This window comes from Dyadobacter sp. 32, assembly GCF_902506755.1.
GTDB lineage: Bacteria > Bacteroidota > Bacteroidia > Cytophagales > Spirosomataceae > Dyadobacter.
Window position 1 is genome coordinate 1,537,988 of sequence record NZ_LR735258.1, and the last position, 17,589, is coordinate 1,555,576.

At 44.0% G+C, this 17,589-nt stretch carries 19 protein-coding genes; 13 read left to right on the forward strand and 6 right to left on the reverse strand.

The window, feature by feature from the left end; all coding sequences use genetic code 11:
- The first annotated feature begins 145 nt into the window (after positions 1-145).
- The 3 genes from DYADSP32_RS06150 (at position 146) to DYADSP32_RS06160 (ending at position 2,736) form a co-directional block, all read left to right on the forward strand.
- Positions 146-523, forward strand: coding sequence for a DoxX family membrane protein (locus tag DYADSP32_RS06150; protein ID WP_149243543.1), 378 nt, complete (start codon positions 146-148; stop codon positions 521-523).
- A gap of 250 nt (positions 524-773) precedes the next feature.
- Positions 774-1,343, forward strand: a complete 570-nt coding sequence (locus DYADSP32_RS06155) for an alpha/beta fold hydrolase (protein ID WP_149243542.1) — start codon at positions 774-776, stop codon at positions 1,341-1,343.
- A 208-nt stretch (positions 1,344-1,551) separates the two neighbouring features.
- Complete coding sequence (locus DYADSP32_RS06160) at positions 1,552-2,736, forward strand: THUMP domain-containing protein (RefSeq protein WP_149243541.1); 1,185 nt, start codon at positions 1,552-1,554, stop codon at positions 2,734-2,736.
- A 61-nt stretch (positions 2,737-2,797) separates the two neighbouring features.
- Here the strand turns inward: DYADSP32_RS06160 and DYADSP32_RS06165 are convergent, their stop codons facing one another.
- Together DYADSP32_RS06165 and DYADSP32_RS06170 are read right to left on the reverse strand one after the other, a co-directional pair.
- The gene (locus DYADSP32_RS06165; RefSeq protein ID WP_149243540.1) at positions 2,798-3,724 is read right to left on the reverse strand and encodes an aldo/keto reductase; all 927 of its coding nucleotides are present in this window, start codon (positions 3,722-3,724) and stop codon (positions 2,798-2,800) included.
- Between the two features lie 47 nt (positions 3,725-3,771).
- Positions 3,772-4,179: a DUF983 domain-containing protein gene (locus tag DYADSP32_RS06170; RefSeq protein WP_149243539.1), complete on the reverse strand. Its 408-nt coding sequence runs from the start codon at positions 4,177-4,179 to the stop codon at positions 3,772-3,774.
- Positions 4,180-4,456: 277 nt separating this feature from the next.
- On the opposite strand from DYADSP32_RS06170, the gene DYADSP32_RS06175 reads away from it, so the two are divergent.
- The gene (locus tag DYADSP32_RS06175; protein WP_149243538.1) at positions 4,457-4,822 is read left to right on the forward strand and encodes a BON domain-containing protein; all 366 of its coding nucleotides are present in this window, start codon (positions 4,457-4,459) and stop codon (positions 4,820-4,822) included.
- 70 nt (positions 4,823-4,892) lie between these two features.
- Here DYADSP32_RS06175 and DYADSP32_RS06180 read toward each other — a convergent pair whose 3' ends face one another.
- The 4 genes from DYADSP32_RS06180 to DYADSP32_RS06195 all read right to left on the reverse strand — a co-directional run bounded on the left by DYADSP32_RS06180 (position 4,893) and on the right by DYADSP32_RS06195 (position 8,322).
- Positions 4,893-5,294, reverse strand: coding sequence for a hypothetical protein (locus tag DYADSP32_RS06180; RefSeq protein ID WP_149243537.1), 402 nt, complete (start codon positions 5,292-5,294; stop codon positions 4,893-4,895).
- Positions 5,295-5,304: 10 nt separating this feature from the next.
- A complete protein-coding gene (gene ligD, locus DYADSP32_RS06185) occupies positions 5,305-6,861 on the reverse strand; it encodes a non-homologous end-joining DNA ligase (protein WP_149243536.1) in 1,557 nt (518 codons plus the stop codon).
- Positions 6,861-7,631, reverse strand: coding sequence for a Ku protein (locus DYADSP32_RS06190; protein WP_149243535.1), 771 nt, complete (start codon positions 7,629-7,631; stop codon positions 6,861-6,863). Before DYADSP32_RS06190 ends, ligD begins: the two co-directional genes overlap by 1 nt.
- Before the next feature lie 253 nt (positions 7,632-7,884).
- Positions 7,885-8,322 carry a hypothetical protein gene (locus DYADSP32_RS06195; protein ID WP_149243534.1) on the reverse strand — a complete coding sequence of 146 codons (438 nt, stop codon included), beginning with the start codon at positions 8,320-8,322 and terminating at the stop codon, positions 7,885-7,887.
- 272 nt (positions 8,323-8,594) lie between these two features.
- On the opposite strand from DYADSP32_RS06195, the gene DYADSP32_RS06200 reads away from it, so the two are divergent.
- The 9 genes from DYADSP32_RS06200 (at position 8,595) to DYADSP32_RS06240 (ending at position 17,458) form a co-directional block, all read left to right on the forward strand.
- Positions 8,595-9,851 carry an Hsp70 family protein gene (locus tag DYADSP32_RS06200; protein ID WP_149243533.1) on the forward strand — a complete coding sequence of 419 codons (1,257 nt, stop codon included), beginning with the start codon at positions 8,595-8,597 and terminating at the stop codon, positions 9,849-9,851.
- An 82-nt stretch (positions 9,852-9,933) separates the two neighbouring features.
- Positions 9,934-11,280, forward strand: coding sequence for an amidohydrolase family protein (locus DYADSP32_RS06205; RefSeq protein WP_149243532.1), 1,347 nt, complete (start codon positions 9,934-9,936; stop codon positions 11,278-11,280).
- 43 nt (positions 11,281-11,323) lie between these two features.
- Complete coding sequence (locus tag DYADSP32_RS06210; protein WP_414617562.1) at positions 11,324-11,752, forward strand: VOC family protein; 429 nt, start codon at positions 11,324-11,326, stop codon at positions 11,750-11,752.
- Between the two features lie 140 nt (positions 11,753-11,892).
- Positions 11,893-12,876 carry a hypothetical protein gene (locus DYADSP32_RS06215; protein ID WP_149243531.1) on the forward strand — a complete coding sequence of 328 codons (984 nt, stop codon included), beginning with the start codon at positions 11,893-11,895 and terminating at the stop codon, positions 12,874-12,876.
- Positions 12,876-14,009 carry a glycosyltransferase family 4 protein gene (locus tag DYADSP32_RS06220; RefSeq protein ID WP_149243530.1) on the forward strand — a complete coding sequence of 378 codons (1,134 nt, stop codon included), beginning with the start codon at positions 12,876-12,878 and terminating at the stop codon, positions 14,007-14,009. Before DYADSP32_RS06215 ends, DYADSP32_RS06220 begins: the two co-directional genes overlap by 1 nt.
- 58 nt (positions 14,010-14,067) lie before the next feature.
- Complete coding sequence (locus DYADSP32_RS06225; protein WP_149243529.1) at positions 14,068-15,216, forward strand: glycosyltransferase; 1,149 nt, start codon at positions 14,068-14,070, stop codon at positions 15,214-15,216.
- A gap of 52 nt (positions 15,217-15,268) precedes the next feature.
- Positions 15,269-16,201 (forward strand): glycosyltransferase family 2 protein, encoded by a 933-nt coding sequence (locus DYADSP32_RS06230; protein WP_149243528.1) that lies wholly within the window; start codon positions 15,269-15,271, stop codon positions 16,199-16,201.
- Positions 16,152-16,718: a WcaF family extracellular polysaccharide biosynthesis acetyltransferase gene (locus DYADSP32_RS06235; RefSeq protein WP_149243527.1), complete on the forward strand. Its 567-nt coding sequence runs from the start codon at positions 16,152-16,154 to the stop codon at positions 16,716-16,718. The genes DYADSP32_RS06230 and DYADSP32_RS06235 overlap by 50 nt, the downstream gene beginning before the upstream one ends.
- Entirely contained in the window at positions 16,715-17,458 is a 744-nt protein-coding gene (locus DYADSP32_RS06240) for a glycosyltransferase family 2 protein (RefSeq protein ID WP_149243526.1), read from the forward strand. Before DYADSP32_RS06235 ends, DYADSP32_RS06240 begins: the two co-directional genes overlap by 4 nt.
- Positions 17,459-17,589: the final 131 nt, after the last annotated feature.

Consider the following 17,589-nt stretch of genomic DNA (forward strand, 5'->3'; position numbering starts at 1 on the left):
GTATTGGGCATCTGATCGATTTTGCCTATTTCAGCAATAAATTTAGTTCGCGCGCATAATCTGATAATCAATTCCCTGAACAGATTATATACCAAGTTTTACATCTTTTTCATTCGTAATCATTTTAAATCAAGTCAAAGCCTTTATGAAAATTGCAATTATTGTTGTCCGTCTGTTAATGGGCCTTATATTCGTTTCATCCGCCATCGTGGTACTTTTCAATCTCGTGCCCGTACCACCCCTGGAAGGAAAAATTAAAACATTCAATGAGGGAATTGCCGCAGCAGGTTACTTCATACCCACATTGAAAAGTATAGAGTTGGTCTGTGGGCTTGCACTGATAACAGGTCGCTTTATACCCCTGGCAACCGCTGCATTATTTCCTATCATTGTTAACATCTTCCTGTTCCATGCCTTTTTGGCACCAATCGAACAGCTCGCTATCCCAGGATTTTTGCTGCTGGGGAATCTGTTTTTGGTTTACGTCAATCGTAAAAAATACGAGCCGATGCTACAACCTTGATTGGACAAATCCCAAAAAGCGCCTCTATCTGCGAATGGAGGCGCTTTTTTGCATTAAGACAATGCAACGACCTGCGTTCCCGCTGAAACTGGAATACTAAAAAATCTTGGTAATGCTATTTAAAAAACAAGGGCAACGTAATTGTTCCGAATGTAATCTTTTCCGTTTCCACATGGTGTACAAATTTCTGCTACTATGTCCGGATTACGTCTTAAATCCTGTCTTTACCTGAACACAGGTTAATGAAAGTATGGGACAAAAAATACTGTTTATCCATTCAGCCGGCTCACAGGGTGACAACCAGGGAAGCGATGGACTGCTTACTAATTTAAAGCTGGCGTTAGGGGAATCCTATAGTCTGCTTTGCCCAAAAATGCCCGATCCCGAGAACCCCAACTATCAGGCATGGAAAGGTACGCTAGGAACCCAGCTGGATCTGATCGATGACCAAATTATCCTCATCGGACATTCACTTGGAGGGTCGGTGCTTCTGAAATACTTTTCAGAAATACCATATCAGAAACCCATCCTTGGAATGTTTATCATTGCTTCTCCCTTTTTCATGGGGAGGCCAGGTGGACTGGCGCAATTCTCCTTAAGGAAGGATTTTGGCTCCAGGCTGGTTTCTATTCCCAGAATATATCTTTATCATAGCCAGGATGACGAATGGGTACCATTTGATCACCAATCTCGGTTTGCCGAAAATCTGCCACAATCCGTAACCCGAAATTTCACAGATTATGGACACAGTTTTGACAGGCCTTTCCCTGAGCTTATTCATGATATCACCAGCATTGGTACTTCAAAAGTATCACGCTGAAGAAAGCGACTGACATCGACTTTGTTTTCACACGTGTAGGCAGGCGCCAAAAACACAGTAGTCCGATAACCTTTAAGATGTAGAATTCAGATCGTATCAAACATTTTGAAATAACACAGGATTGTCTTTGTTGAAATAGTAACTTTGCGCCAAAGGAAGGTTTGCTTGTAACCCAAGCATCCTGCCCAAACACTCCAAACCGAATAGCATGTCCCTTTATACAACCGTAGCGCCAATTACCATTACCTGCAACAAACGCCTGGCGCCTTTTTTGGAACAAGAAGTTAAAGATCTGGGGTTTCAAATAGAAGAAGCCTTTATAACAGGGGTTAGAATAAAAGGAACCATTAATGATTGTATAAAACTAAACCTCAATCTATATTGTGCAAGCCAGGTGCTTTACAGTCTGGAGCAGTTTCAGGCTCGTAATGCGGATGAAGTCTACAAGCATTTGTTAAAATTAACCTGGGAAGACATCCTGCCCGACCCAGGATATTTTTCAGTGACCAGCAACGTTCAAAACGAAACAATCAACAACAACATGTTTGCCAATGTTCGGGTTAAGGACGCCATCGTAGACAGGTTCAGGGACAAAAAGGGTACGAGGCCATCAACCGGATCTGATCTGATCGGCGCTGTCATTCACCTGTTCTGGAAAAATGATCTTGCCGAAGTTTTCATAGACACCTCCGGAGACTCGCTGGCCAGGCATGGTTATCGGAAAATTCCCGGCCGTGCCCCGATGCTTGAGGCACTTGCATCGGCAACGATCCTTGCCAGTCGCTGGGACAGAAAATCACCCTTCGTTAACCCCATGTGCGGATCGGGCACACTGGCAATAGAAGCTGCACTGATCGCCAGCAACAGCCGTCCGGGCTTATTCAGGAACAATTACGCATTTATGCACCTGATCGGTTACGATGACGAAGTGTATTTTAGGGAACAGGATTTACTGGAGGAACAAATAATAGAAACGCCGGGATTGCGCATTATTGCAACCGATTATAGTGAACTTGCTATTGTTAACGCAAAAAAGAATGCGATTGCAGCAGGTGTTGCCAATATGATTGACTTCGAAGTGTGTGATTTTGCCGACACCGAAATTCCGGATGGCAATACGGGCGTGTTTTTTGTCAATCCGGAATATGGAGACAGGCTGGGCGAAATTGACGAACTCGAAGAAACCTATGGCCGGATCGGTGATTTTATGAAGCAAAAGTGCGGTGGATATTACGGCTATGTTTTCACGGGTAACCTCGACCTGGCCAAGAAGATAGGACTCAAGGCCAAAAGGCGAATTGAATTCTACACCGGAAAAATTGACTGTCGACTATTGGAATATGAACTTTACGCTGGTACAAGGGAGGTTAAAAAAATTGCCGAAGTGAATTAAGATCCCATTTTTCTGATATAGTGGATCGCCCGTACGTTTCTGTGACAAGCGGACGTGCAACTTACAATCCCATCCAGTTGAGCATTTTCTTACGTGTGGCCTGATCTGGAAGCGGTCCCATTCCGGCACCCATATTATCGATGAGATGCTTCACATCTGATGTTCCTGGAATGACACACGTTACCGCAGGGTCTCCGAGGATGTATTTAAGGAAGAATTGCGCCCAACTGGCGATGCCGATTTCAGCGGCCCATGGCGGAAGCGCTTTGCCCTTCACCACCCGAAAGAGCGCCCCCTGCTCAAATGGCTCATTAATCAGCACAGCTACACCATGATCCCTTGCCGCCTTTAATAGACTCCCTTCCGCATGTCGAGAACCGATGGAATAATTAAATTGAACAAAATCGACCACCTTCGCTTTAACGATCTGTTCGAGCCGGGCGTGTGCAGAATCCACATAATGCGTTACACCGATGTATCGTATCCGCCCCTGCTCCTTCCAGTCTTTCAGGGTACGTAGATGTGTCTGATAATCCTGTAAATTATGTACCTGCATCAGATCAATCTTTGTACGGCCCATTTTGGAAATTGAATCCTTCATCTGATCAATACCTGCCTGCCGACCCGTCGTCCACACTTTAGTTGCCAAAAACAGGCGATCGTTCAGCCTTAGTTCCGTCGTTAAATCGCCAATCACTTTCTCCGATCTGCCATACATCGGTGACGCATCAATGACCTTACCACCCATTTTATCCATACTTTTCAACACTTCCCGCAGTGGTTCACGATCCATTGCCGTAGCACCGACGTCAAACTGCTGCCAGGAACCGACTCCTACAATCGGCAATTCTTCTCCTGATGAAGGAATAAGTCGCTGAAGTATTGTATCCTTATTTTGAGCCAATGCGTTATACGAAGGCAAAAGCATGGCACTCCCGACCAGGCTCATGGTCTTCAATGCATTTCTCCTGCTATTAGAAAATTCCATACTTACATTTTGTTAATCCCACTCTGAATAAAACAGATTCTCTTACCTTACCTGATGGGGAAGCGGGCATCGTAACGCACGAAAATATTGATCCATATCGACCTACCCCACCTGATGATCAACGGCTGAAGCAGAAACAGCACTATACTGATAATCACAAAAAAAGGTGTTAAGGACAATTTAAATCCCACAAGCAGAATGACCGAAAGTATGGCCATAAATAGGATCACAATGGGGAAGCTTGCCCAAAGTGCCCCGATATAAAAACCCGGTTCAATCTTAAAATCCTGATGGCATACCGGACATTTTTCGTGCATATCCAATCCTTGCTTCAGGTGATAAGGATTTTTTGTTATAAACAAATCTCCCTTGCGGCATCTTGGACACTTCAACCGTGCGATGCTTTCCAGCCTCGTGCCCTGTCTGACTGGCTTTAGCACTTCGGGATTACTCATTGACAAACTTGAAATATGAAGACGTGGAAATGGACAAGATGTATATTTGCCCTAAATACACTGTAAATATCTGCTATTTTACTCGTAAGTCATTGATCGGCTTTTCGTCTCTGTCACGCAAGGGTGATGATATTGTCGTGTCAGATTCGAAGTCTTATGCGGATTCTGTAACTTACTAAGAAAAAATAAGCTTTTTTTCATTAAATTACGTTATCCCTTCGAGTGCTTTCCTATCTTATCAAAACTATTTTTACATCTTTAATTATTAGAAAAAGCCATGATAAGATCTCACAATATTTCCCCGGACGAAAATTCTATTTTAGATGGTGTTACGCAATCCGAAGTTAAAACCGGAAAAATTCAGTCCTACCTCAGGCTTGTTTCGGATCGGTATAAATCCAGCTCAGACTGGGCAATATTGAAAATTGCCCGTAGCGCACTCCGTAGCAACGCCTTCCTTTGTGAGCAAAATATACTCCTTCTGGTTGAAGAAGGCTGGGTATACCTCGAAGGATCCGTAGAAAGTGAAGATCAACGTCTCCTTGCCAAAAAGCTGATTCGCGATATTTTCGGGGTGGGAAGAGTGATCAATTACCTCACATTTCCACGACGAGGACTAAGCATGTCCCCGGATTTCATCTGAACAATAAACCAGCAAACAGGAATAGCGTCTATACTTCGGGCGCTTTTCCTGTTTGAAACGGGTAAATGCATCATTCCTTAGACCGGCAAAAGCTTGTTTGCAACAAAGTAGTATCCATCGTGGCTTTGAACGAATAAATCACGTTAGGGTGAAAGGCAATGGCCTGACTCTCCTTTAAGTGAAAAGCTTCATCAGCAGTATTTACACTTATTTCACCTTTCAGAACTTGTAGTGTTAAATAGCCATAATCAGAGTTTCTCTTTACCTCTGCACCGGTTTTTAACATGGTAACCACCATGGTCATCTTTTCAGATTTGAAAACGGTAATGCCATTGCGATCATTTTTGTCCCATGATTTCTCGCGCTTAAGCTGATCAATAAATACCGGAATATCCATAAAAACATAAGGCGCATCAATAATTCTGTTTCCATCAGGTCGGTTCAAGGTAGCATCGTTGCGTTTGATATCCATAACAGTCTCTTTAATGGTGAAATGATGTTTCCAATTTAGTCAAAGCGTTTTGAATATCAATTCCTTTGCCGAGCACACCTTCAAAAAGATCCCCCTTTTGTTTCACCCTGCCCAGCATATTGATGATGGTAAAATCGGATGGTCGGAGCCCTGTTTTCACCTCCTTCCACTCCAATGGTGCCGACACCGTCGCACCTGGTTTAGGCCTGCAGCTATAAGCGGATGCGAGGGTCTGCCCACGTCGGTTTTGCAGATAATCAACGTAGATATGATTTTTTTTACGTTTTGAAAGAGAACGCTCAATGGTGGTCAGCGACGGCAGCTTTTCTACAACCAGGGTTGCGAGGATATGTGCGAAGTCCTTACTTTCTTCATAGGTGTATTTTTGATTAAACGGGATATAAATATGCAGACCACTCGAACCGGAAGTCTTACAATATCCCGGCACATTGGCACCATCTAAAATCTCCTTAATCACTTGAGCCACTTCAATAACATCCTCAAAAGTATTTTTCTCCGATGGGTCTATATCCATGGCTATGTAATCCGGATGATCCTGTTTATCCACCGTCGAATTCCACGGATTTATCTCAATACAACCCAGGTTGACTATGTACAGAAGGCTTTCAAGATCATTGCAAACCAGATAGTTGATCATCTTTTCAGTGGATCCCGAATAAATCTCTTTCGTTGTAACCCAGTCGGGTGCCGTATCTCCGGCATCCTTATGAAAGAAACCTTCCTCACTGATACCGTTTGGATTTCTTCTCAATGATAGCGGCCTATTTTTCAGATAAGGCAATAGGTAGGGCGCTATTTGTTCATAATACTTCACGAGATCTCCTTTGGTAAATTTTTCATCAGGCCAATAAATCTTATCGGTATTCGTCAATTCAGGTTTGTGCTTCATGGCTTTATTTTTTCGGAGCTTCCCTGCTGCTTCCTTCCCGGCTGACTTTGTATTATCTCTCCTGGCAATGGAATCGGGTTTCGTCATCCGCTCTTTTCCGGACTCTGTACCCTTCCCAGATTCTTTTTTTGTAATTTCTTCGATATTATATACCGTATCGACCGAAAACTCATCTCTATGTTTGATCAGCAGCCAGTTCTTTTCATCCTTTTTCATTCTTACCAATACAAACCCTCCTTCGATCTTCTCCCCTTTCAAAAAAATCTTCAGTTCTCCATGTTCCAGAGCCCTGAGCGCTTCTTTCTCTGAGATCTTTTCCATCTCCTCATTTACAGGAAAAAATTTACCCGCATCCCAAACCTCCACCTCACCTGCACCGTAATTTCCCTTCGGAATGATTCCTTCAAAATCAATATAGCTCACCGGATGATCTTCAACCTGTACCGCCAGTCTTTTATCCTCCGTATTCATGGACGGGCCCTTGGGTACAGCCCAGCTTTTCAGAACGCCACCGAGTTCGAGCCGAAAATCATAATGAAGATGTGAGGCATCGTGACGTTGTATTACAAACCTGAATAAATTTTTTCCGCCACCCTTGCCCTTCGGTTCAGACGTCTCATCAAAATTTCTTTTCGCCCTATATTTTGAAAGTGTCATTACGAAGCTTTTTTTGTTGGATTAAGACTCTCTTTGAGTTGGGCCATCAGATCGCGGCTGCGTGAGTGAACAATCTCCATTTTGGGCGTGGACGTCTTTTTCCCTTTCGACTTGGCTTTAATGAGCTCCAGCAACTTTTCGGTATACGTGTCTTTGTATCTTCCAATATCAAAATCGGTTGTCAACTGCTCAATGAGTTGCACGGCCATTTTCATTTCGGCGGGTTTGAGTGTTGCAGCCGGAGTTTTTATTTCGGAAGCATCACGAATCTCGTCCTGAAACCGTATTTTATTGAGAATGAGTAAATCACCCGCCGTCTTAATCAGCACAAGACTTTCTCGGTTACGTAGCACATACGTCCCCAAACCAGCCTTCCCCGACTTTTTCAACGCCTCCCTCAGCAGGGCATAAGGTTTTGCACCAGATTTTTCGGGTTGCAAATAGTAGGGTGTTTCGTAGTAAATGCTATCAATATCCTTTTCGTTGACAAACTCTGCAATCTCAATTATCTTGGACTTCTCAGGACTCGCCTTTTCAAAATCTTCCTCATCCAGAACCACGTAATGGTCCTCGACTTTATAACCGCGCACAATGTTTTCCCATTTCACCTCCTTGCCGGTGTTGGCATTAACACGCTGGAATTTGATATTGGCACTATCCTTCTTATCGAGCATATCCAGATCCAGTTCGCTGTTTTGAACGGCACTGAAAAGTTTAACCGGGATGTTTACCAGTCCGAATCCGATTGCTCCTGACCAAATAGCTCTCATGTGATGATCGTTATAGATTTAAAATCAGTTTATAAAACCTGTTTAAAAATCCATGCCGTGAACCAGGCAGGCCTTAGAAACGCCAGTTTGATATAGTGCAGATCGGGAGGCTTGTGAATACTTCAAATGCTTCGAGGTATGTAATCGAAATCCTCCCTGAGCATGTACACACTTTGGCCAGTGCGCTTGCAACAACCGGCAGTTTAGCGCACTGGCCTTCTTGAATATTAACAATCCCTGAGTCCCGGGTTTGTTACAATTTCACAACAGATACACCCACCTTGTAATCTTCAACAGAGGGCGATTGGGAAGTTTCGGGATAAGGCAAGACCTCCGTTACCTTCAACGCGTAATTTTGCTTACCCAAAGTAAAAGTCTGAACGCCGGAATTTTTTCCATCTCCGCTGAATGTGGTTTTGACAGACGTACTATTTGACCCATCCGAAATCTCAAAACTTAAAGCAACAGAACCCGTTGTAATACATACTACATTGAGCGGACAGCGGCTATCCTCAATTTCTTTTAGATTGACAGCAACCTCCGAGTCTGATGCCGGAACAACAGTACTCTGGCGATAAGCCACTTTTGAGTTCGATGAACCAAAAACAATTTCCGGTTTCGCCTCATCTTTGTTGTCGCATGCCACCAGGCAGGAAGCTGCGATCATGATACTGAATAATGTCCTTTTCATGCTAATAGGATTATGTGATTACACAACCAATATGATTCGTTTCAGCCTGCAGAGGTTGGAACGAATCAACATTCATTTGGTAATTTTTTCAAAAAAAATACTACCGGGCCTCTTTCCTGCTATTGAAATTAGCCAGCTCTGTCTCCGAATAGTTAAAAATCCAAAAACATTTCTCTCTCAAGACCCGCCTGATGCTGCAATAATTTCCTTTGCGAATTGTAATCCATGCATTTTAGTTTGAAATTGCGCCCCCAAATTTCGAAAAATTATTAATGACTCATATTTCCTGCGGAATTGACTTTGGCACTTCCAATTCAAGCATAGCCGTCGCAACACCTGAAATCACAAGATTAATTGAAGTTGAAAGCCAGAATATAACCATCCCTAGCGCCATGTTCTTTCTGAGGAAGGACAACACCCCCTACTACGGGAGGTCAGCAATGGATATGTTTTTAGCCAAAAATCCCGGGCGCCTGATGCGTAGCCTTAAGCGAGTCCTCGGAACGACTGTGATGAAACAAGGCACAATGGTCAACGGCGAATTAATGAAGTTTGACCAGATCATTTCCTCTTTCCTATCCCGATTAAAGGACAAGGCAGAGCTTGACTCCAATCAGCCCATTGAACACGTGGTGATGGGAAGGCCGGTGCATTTTGTCGATCACGATGAAATGGCTGATATCCGGGCCGAAGCAGAATTGAAATCAATCGCCCACCAGCTTGGGTTCAAGCATGTCTCCTTCCAATTTGAACCCATTGCTGCGGCTTTTGCACATGAGGTGAACGTGACGGGCGAGAAGCTCGCGCTGGTAGTGGATCTCGGAGGCGGTACGTCAGATTTTACCGTGATACGCCTTTCCAAAAACAACATAAAACTTCACGACCGATCCTCTGATATTCTGGCCAACACGGGGGTGCGGATCGGAGGGAATGATTTCGACAAGGAACTTAGCCTGGCAGCCATCATGCCCGAACTCGGTTACAGAAGTACCTATGGCGAAAAAAAACTTGAAGTTCCATTGCGGCATTATCATGACTTATCGGAATGGAGCAAGGTGAATTTTTTGTATACAACGAAAATAATCTTCCAGTCCAAACAACTTCTGTTTCAGTCCCATGATAAAACAAGATACAGCCGCCTGATAAAAGTTTTGGAGCAGGAAAGCGGTCATGCTTTGTTGGCCGGAACAGAAAAAACCAAAATTGCACTTACTGAAATGGATGAATATCAGGCACCTTTCGATTTTCTGGATGATGACCTTTCTATTCCGGTTAAGCGTGACGTGTTTGACGAAGCCATTATGCAAAAAGTAAATAAAGTCACCGAATCGGCTAATGAATGTATACAATTGGCGGAAATTACGGCCTCGGATATTGAGCTTGTTATCATGACCGGCGGCTCCACAGAAATACCGTTGATTCAGGACAAATTCCGTTCAATGTTCCCAAATGCCTCCTGGGCTGGGGAAAACAAGCTTTCAAGCGTGGGCTTAGGTCTTGCCTATGACAGTCGCAACAAATTTGGCTGACATCTTGCATCGTTGTATTTTGGGGAAAATTGATTTAACAGGATTCCGGTACTATATTTAGGGGACGTCAAAACATTCAATTATGAAACATTCCCTATTCGCTTTCCAGGTTCTGGCGCTCGGTTTGCTAGGATCACCTGCCATTTCGCAGCCGCTCGAAAGAACGTTGCTGAAAAATGTAGCGGTCATCGACGGAACCGGTTCACCGTCCAGGTTGGCTACGGATGTATTGATTTCGGGAAGCCGTATTGTGGACGTCCGAAAAAATATCCAGGATCCAGGCGCCCGGGTAATTGATCTTTCAGGTAAAACCATCATTCCATCACTCATCTGCGCCCATGCACATGTGGGTACCTTGAAAGGACTCACAGCCACGGCCGAAAATTACACACGAGAAAATCTTCTGAAACATTTAAAAAAATATCAGGATTATGGTGTCAACGCTGTCCTCGCCATGGGAACCGACAGGCCCTTAATCTTCGATAATGGTATACGAGACTCTACCGTTGCCGGATTACTACCCGGTGCACGTTTATATTCAGCAGGCTACGGATTCAATACGCCCGATAGCACACCAGCCTCCTGGATGAACTTACTGCAAAGGCCAGAATCCGTGGAAGAAGTGGCGCCAATGGTGGCCGCTGTGGCGAAAGTGAAGCCGACAGTTATCAAAATCTGGGTAGATGACCATGGTGGTAATTCGCAAAAAATGAAACCGGAGATCTACAAAGCAATTATATCTGAGGCACATAAAAATGGTATCCGGGTTGCCGCCCACCTTTTTTACGCCGTGGACGCCAAACTACTCGTAGAAGCTGGTCTGGATATCATTGCGCACAGCATCCGTGACAAAGTGGTTGACGAGGATCTTCTAAAGCTGATGCGGAAGAAAGGCGTCATCTATATTCCAACCCTTGCCCTGGATGAATACAACCATGTATATGGCGATAAACCGGCATGGATCGGTGATCCGTTTTTTCAGGCATCACTGGAACCAGGCGTACTGGATATGATCACCGCTCCTGATTATCATTCAAAAACAAAATTTTCTACGGCTTATGAAAAAAACAAAGCCGCTTCTAAAATAAGCCTTTTGAATCTTAAGAAAATCAACGACTCCGGGGTAATGATTGCCCTGGGAACCGATTCGGGTGCTTTTCCCATCCGGGCACAGGGGTTTACAGAACACCTGGAAATGGAACTAATGGTAAGGGCAGGACTGAGCCCGATGCAGGTTATTACCATTGGCACTAAAAACGCCGCAAGAGCGTTGAAAATAGCAGATGAAACAGGCACTTTGGAAAAAGGAAAGAAAGCCGACTTCATCATACTCTCATCCAGTCCGGAGCAGGATATTAGGAATACGCGCAAAATTGAAGCTGTGTGGAAAGATGGCAAACCTGCCAGTAAGGGTCCTCTCTCCAGATAAATCGGCGACACGACTTGCGATATTCCTATTGTAAAATTTTTAAATGAGGCCATACCCTTCCGGAGAATCCGGAGAGGCTTTGGGTTACAACACCTTTAACAAAGTAATGAAAATTGATTTTAAGCATCTAGATCACATTATGATCTGTTTTCCGGAAGGTAAAGAAAAGGAGGCGAGAGCGTTCTATTCCAACGTATTGGGACTTGAAGAACTACCTGATCCGGGATATGCATTACCCAAAGATGCCGTCTGGTACCAGATCGGGAACATTCAGCTGCACATTAGACCCGAAAATCATCAGGATCTGTCCAGGAGGCATCCCGCATTTGTGGTTTCCAGTCTTGAAAATTCTCGAAAAATCCTTGAATCGAATGGAATTGCCATAAAAAATGAGTCACCATTACCAGGAAGATCCCGGTTTTCTTTTAGAGATCCATTTGGAAATAATATTGAATTAATTGAGATTTTGTAACTGCTTGCAACCTCCCTTATTGCCCGCTGCATAGTCCATACTTAATCTTTAATTGTAGTCATTGGCAGGTTATCAATCTTACAAATTAAAAAACTAGTTCTAAATTTGCAGCCCAAACTTTACGGTGCTGACATGAAGGTATGTTGAAATTCATCATTAGATTTTTTATTGTTCTTCTTCTTTTAGCAGGAATTACGGAAGTTGTACTTAGGGTTAAATATGGATTTTGTACCGCGCCGCTGTATGTAGCTGACTCCGATTTTGAATATATTTATGCCCCCAACCAGGAATTAAGCCGCTTTGGAAATATTATTCGCACCAATGAACTTTCCATGCGCAGCGATCCTGTTTCTGCGGCCGACAGTACGGTTGTATTGCTCATCGGCGACTCGGTAATTAACGGCGGCAGTCTTACCGACCAGGACAGCCTGGCTTCTACCAAGCTTGAAAAAAAACTATCAATTACCCTGGGTAAACCAGTGCGGGTTCTGAACATTGCGGCAGGTTCGTGGGGGCCTGATAATATTGCAGCCTATCTGAAAAAGTACGGCATGTTCAACGCAGACCTGATATGCCTGGTTACCAGCAGTCACGATGCCCACGACAACATGGCTGGTGCGCAGAACCTCGTGGGCGTCAACCCCATGTACCCGACAAAACAATACCCGCTTGCGCTGATAGAACTTTGGGATCGTTATCGTGAACTGGTCATCTACAAAACAAACGACATGATTTTCCCCAGTCCACAGCCGGTAGTACAAGCCCCCCTCGATTCAGTTCAAAGATCAAAACAGAAGAAAAGTGGAATCCGGAAATCGGGCGAGGGGCTGAATCCTGGCTATGAGCAATTACTTGCGATGTCCAGAAAGGACTCTATCCCACTTTTTATTTATCTTCATCCCGAAATTTCGGAGGTTGCCATGGGCGAATTCAACGAACAGGGTGATGAAATTATAGAATTTGCGAGAGCAAATCAGGTGAGGCTCATCAATGAGTTTGACCTGGGTATTGCGCTTAAATATTACCGCGAGACGGACACCATACACTATAACGATGCCGGGCAGGCATTTTTAACAAAAAATCTATATCCGTTGTTTTTAGAATATCTTAACAAAAAAAAGTAATGCGCATACTCTTAATTCACAATCAATTATGGGCGCATTACAAATCAAAACTGTTCAGTGAGATCAATCTTGCGTTGAAAGAAAGCCATCCTGAAAGTGCCTTTCTGGTGGTTCACATAGCGCTTCATGAGTCGAGCCGAAGAGAAATGAAAGCTGACGACACCTATTTTCCTTACGACTACCCCTACAAGGTTCTTTTTAAGCGAAGCGTGGATCAGGTTAAGTTTATGGAAAGGTGTATTGCTTTGTTCAAAGCCTTCCATGCGTTCAATCCTACCATTTTGAATGTAACAGGCTATTTCGACTGGGCACAAATTCTCCTCATGACTTATGCCAGGCTTCGTGGCGTAAAAGTGGTGCTTTCCTCCGAATCATCGGTGATGGACCGGGACCGGTCGGCAATGAAAGAGCTGATCAAAAAGTGGATACTTTCCAGACCACATGTATTCTTTTGTTTTGGCAAATCATCGGCACATTATTTATTAAAACTAGGGATTCCACGGTCGCGCATTACCGTTCGTCACGCAGCTGTGATCGACGAGGAAATCATCCGGAATAATTTTCTGGAAGCTAAAAAACGGGTCCAAAAATCAATCAACAACTTTGTGTATGTTGGTCGCCTGGCACCCGAAAAAAATCTGGAAATGCTGATCAGCGCATTTTTAAAAGTTAATAACAACAGAAAACCAGGATCCGAACCATGGGGCCTGATTCTGGTTGGGGAGGGACCCTCCCGTGCAAACCTGGAAAGAATGGCAGCTTCCGACCCGAGCATACTATTTGCCGGTGGGCATCCTTGGTATAAAGTACCCGACTGGCTTGCCCTAAGTGACGTGCTGGTACTCCCAAGCAAATCGGAGCCGTGGGGCCTGGTGGTTAATGAAGCAATGGTTTGTGGCCTTCCCGTCATTGTATCCAACAAATGTGGCTGTGTAAGGGATATCGTTAAAGATGGCGAAAATGGCTTCACGTTCCAGCCTAAAAGCGTTATGGAACTGGAAAGGGCGTTGAATTACTTCGTCGAAAATCCGGATAAGATAAGTGAAATGGGTGAAAAATCTAAAATGATCATAGAACCCTTTGCTGCAAAGCAGGTAGCTATTGAGATGATTGATTGCTATAAAACACTTTGATCCGGAACATGGGAAAAAACACTTGCCTACTTAGTGCCACTGAAATGAATCCAGCCTGATGAAAATACTGAACATATGTGCTTACACCTGGGCCATTGGAGGTCCGGCGCGAATTATTTACGATCATACAACAGAGGTTTTGCGCCAGGGACATCAGGTAGATATTCTGAGCCCAATGACTCCGGGAGAGAAAAGCTACCCTGTGCCTGCAGGTGCCAGACTTATCGAGTGTAAACGATCCAAGCCGGTCAGTAAATTCTTCAACGAATTCTCCGTGGAGCTTTATAGCTACCTGAAACAGCACCTGTCCGAATACGACATTGTACACATGCACGGTATTTGGCATTTTGGTAGCCTGGCACCGTTCCTGGTACCGAACCATGTAGCCAAAGTCATCACCATACACGGATTGCTCGATCGGTGGGCTATTGATCACAGTAAATGGAAAAAGAAAATAGTATCGACACTGTACCAAAAGCGATTGCTGGGAAAGGCCGACCTGATTCAGATCAACAATACAGATGAAGAACAGGATGTGTTGCATTACCTGGGGTACCGACCCAAAAATATGGTTATCGTGCCCAATGGCATGAAGGTTTCTGATTATGCCAATTTGCCGGATAAAGGAATTTTCAGAAAAAAACAGGGCTTGTCAGACACCCATCAGATCGTATTGTTTATGGGCAGGCTCAACATAAAAAAGGGCCTTGATCTGCTGCTACCGGGTTTTGAGAAAATTCACAAAGAAGTCCCGGAGGCTATTTTGATACTGGCAGGGCCCGATGACGGCTACAAGGAAGAAACTGAAAATTTCATCCGTAAGCACCAACTTGCGGATCGGATCAGGATGGTAGGTATGCTAACCGACGGCGATAAAAAAGAGGCGTTCTCCGACGCAAATTTATTTGTGCTTCCTTCCTATTCCGAAGGATTTTCCATTGCCGTACTGGAAGCAATGACCTGCAAGGTTCCAACAGTTGTGTCGGACCGGGTAGGCTTTGGCGATTACATCAAAAAATACCACGCTGCCCATTTAACGCCCCTGACCATCGACGGGGTTGCGGAAGGAATTCTTAAAATATTACAACAGCCATCTTATGCCAATGAATTGAGAAAAAGGGCTTACACCATGGTAACGGAGAACTTTGATATTTCGGTGGTAGCCAACCAATTATTGGAAGAATACAAGAAAATTAAAAAAACGTGATTATATTTGGGCATCTTACCAAGTCCTAACAAGATTGCCGCCATCAACAAGCATGATCGATTTATCCGTCATCATCTTAACACACAACGAGTCGAAGCACATTGAGCGCTGCATTAAAAGTCTTCTCAAGGTTACCGATAAAATCTTCATAGTCGATTCATTTTCAACCGACGATACGGTACAGGTTGCAGAACAGCTCGGTGCTGTGGTCGTTCAGAATCCCTGGATATCGTACGCATTTCAATTTAACTTTGGTATTCAGCAGAATCCTTTCCGCACCCAGTGGCTCATGCGTATGGATGCGGACGAATTCATAACCGACGAGCTTGCTGCTGAGCTGAACACCTCGCTCCATACCACCCCTGAGGCCGTATCAGGGCTTTATGTAAAACGGCGGGTGGTGTTCATGGATCAATGGATCAGACGTGGGGGTTACTATCCCATCTGGTTACTTAGAGTATGGCGAGCAGGAACTGGGATATGTGAAGAGCTTTGGATGGATGAACACATTAAACTTAGCAGCGGACAAACGGCACGGCTGCAGAACGATATTGTCGACCATAATCTCAACAATCTTACCTGGTGGACTCAAAAACACAACAACTATTCCATCAGAGAGGTTATAGACCTATTGAATATTAAATATAACTTTGATAATAAAGAAACGGTTCACCCCGACTTCTTTGGAAGCCAGGAACAGCGAACCCGTTATTTGAAAATCAAATATGCCAGTCTACCCCTATTCACGCGCCCATTCATTTACTTCCTGTATCGTTTTATAGCCAAAGCGGGTTTTATGGATGGTACAAAGGGGCTTATCTGGCATTTTCTGCAGGGATTCTGGTACCGATTTTTGGTGGATGCTAAAATTTATGAGGTATACAGGCAGGCAGGAAAGGATAAAGAATCTATTATAAAGCACTTCAGGACAGAATATGGAAAAAATCTCAACAGCCCAAACCAATCTGTCCAGGTACGACAATAGCTTCTACAAACCGGGTAGCCGTTTCAAGCAGCTGTTGTGGTACCTGGCCGGACGGATTTTCATCAACACGTATTTCCCATACCCCGTTGCCTTGAAGCGGCTGATTCTAACGGCCTTTGGCGCCAGAATCGGGTCTAACGTTATGATTAAACCAAAAGTAAACATCAAGTATCCGTGGTATTTAAAAGTAGGACCACATACATGGATTGGAGAGAATGTGTGGATCGACAACCTCACAATGGTGAATATAGGAGCAAACGTTTGCCTGTCGCAAGGATGCTACATCCTGACCGGAAACCATGATTTCACTAAAACTACGTTTGATCTGATCATTAAACCTGTAACTATTGAAGATGGAGCATGGATTGGCGCAAAAGCAACCGTATGCCCTGGAGTTGTAGTAGGATCTCATGCCGTGTTGGCCGTAAACTCGGTAGCAACAAAAAATATGGAAGAGTATAGCATCTACCAGGGCAATCCGGCCGTACGTATTAAAAGAAGACATATAGAGCTTTGAAGGTAACCATCATTACAGTTGTGTTCAACGGTGTTAAGACGATTGACAGCTGCATAAAATCTATTCTGGATCAAACTTACCCTTTGATCGAATATATAATAATCGACGGTCAATCGAGTGACGGGACCCAGCAGATTATCCAGTCTTATGGTACACAGATAACTCATTTCATAAGCGAACCGGACCGGGGAATTTATGATGCCATGAACAAAGGATTGAACCTGGCGTCCGGTGACGTTATTGGCATTCTGAATGCGGATGATTTTTACAGCGACACAGAGGTGGTTGCCGATGTGGTCAGATCCATGACTGAATCCAGGGCCCAGGCCTGTTACGGAGACCTGGAATATGTGGATGAGGCAGACACTTCGAAGGTGAAAAGAAGATGGGTAGCTGGTGAATACAAGGCGCAATCATTTTTATACGGATGGATGCCACCGCATCCTACATTTTTTATTTCGGCACAGTGTTATAAGGATTACGGACATTTCAGACTTGATCTTGGCAGTGCCGCTGACTACGAATTGATGCTGAGAATGATTCACAAGTTCCAAGTAAAAACCACCTACCTGCCAAGAGTATTGGTGAAGATGAGAACCGGCGGTGTCAGTAACAGTAGTGTAGGGAATAGATGGAAAGCGAATAGAAATGATCAAAAAGCATGGCATGTCAACGGTATGAAACCCAAGTTTTTTACGTTGTTGATGAAGCCCCTGAGAAAAATTTCTCAGTTTATTTAGGGCTTTACGCTCTTGATTCAAGGATTATTAGTCAGCCGTTAAATAACAATTTGATATAAAAATTCCGGGAATTTCATCATATCATAAAAAAGTACCAAATTTGGAGAAGTATTGTGAAGAGTAACGAAACT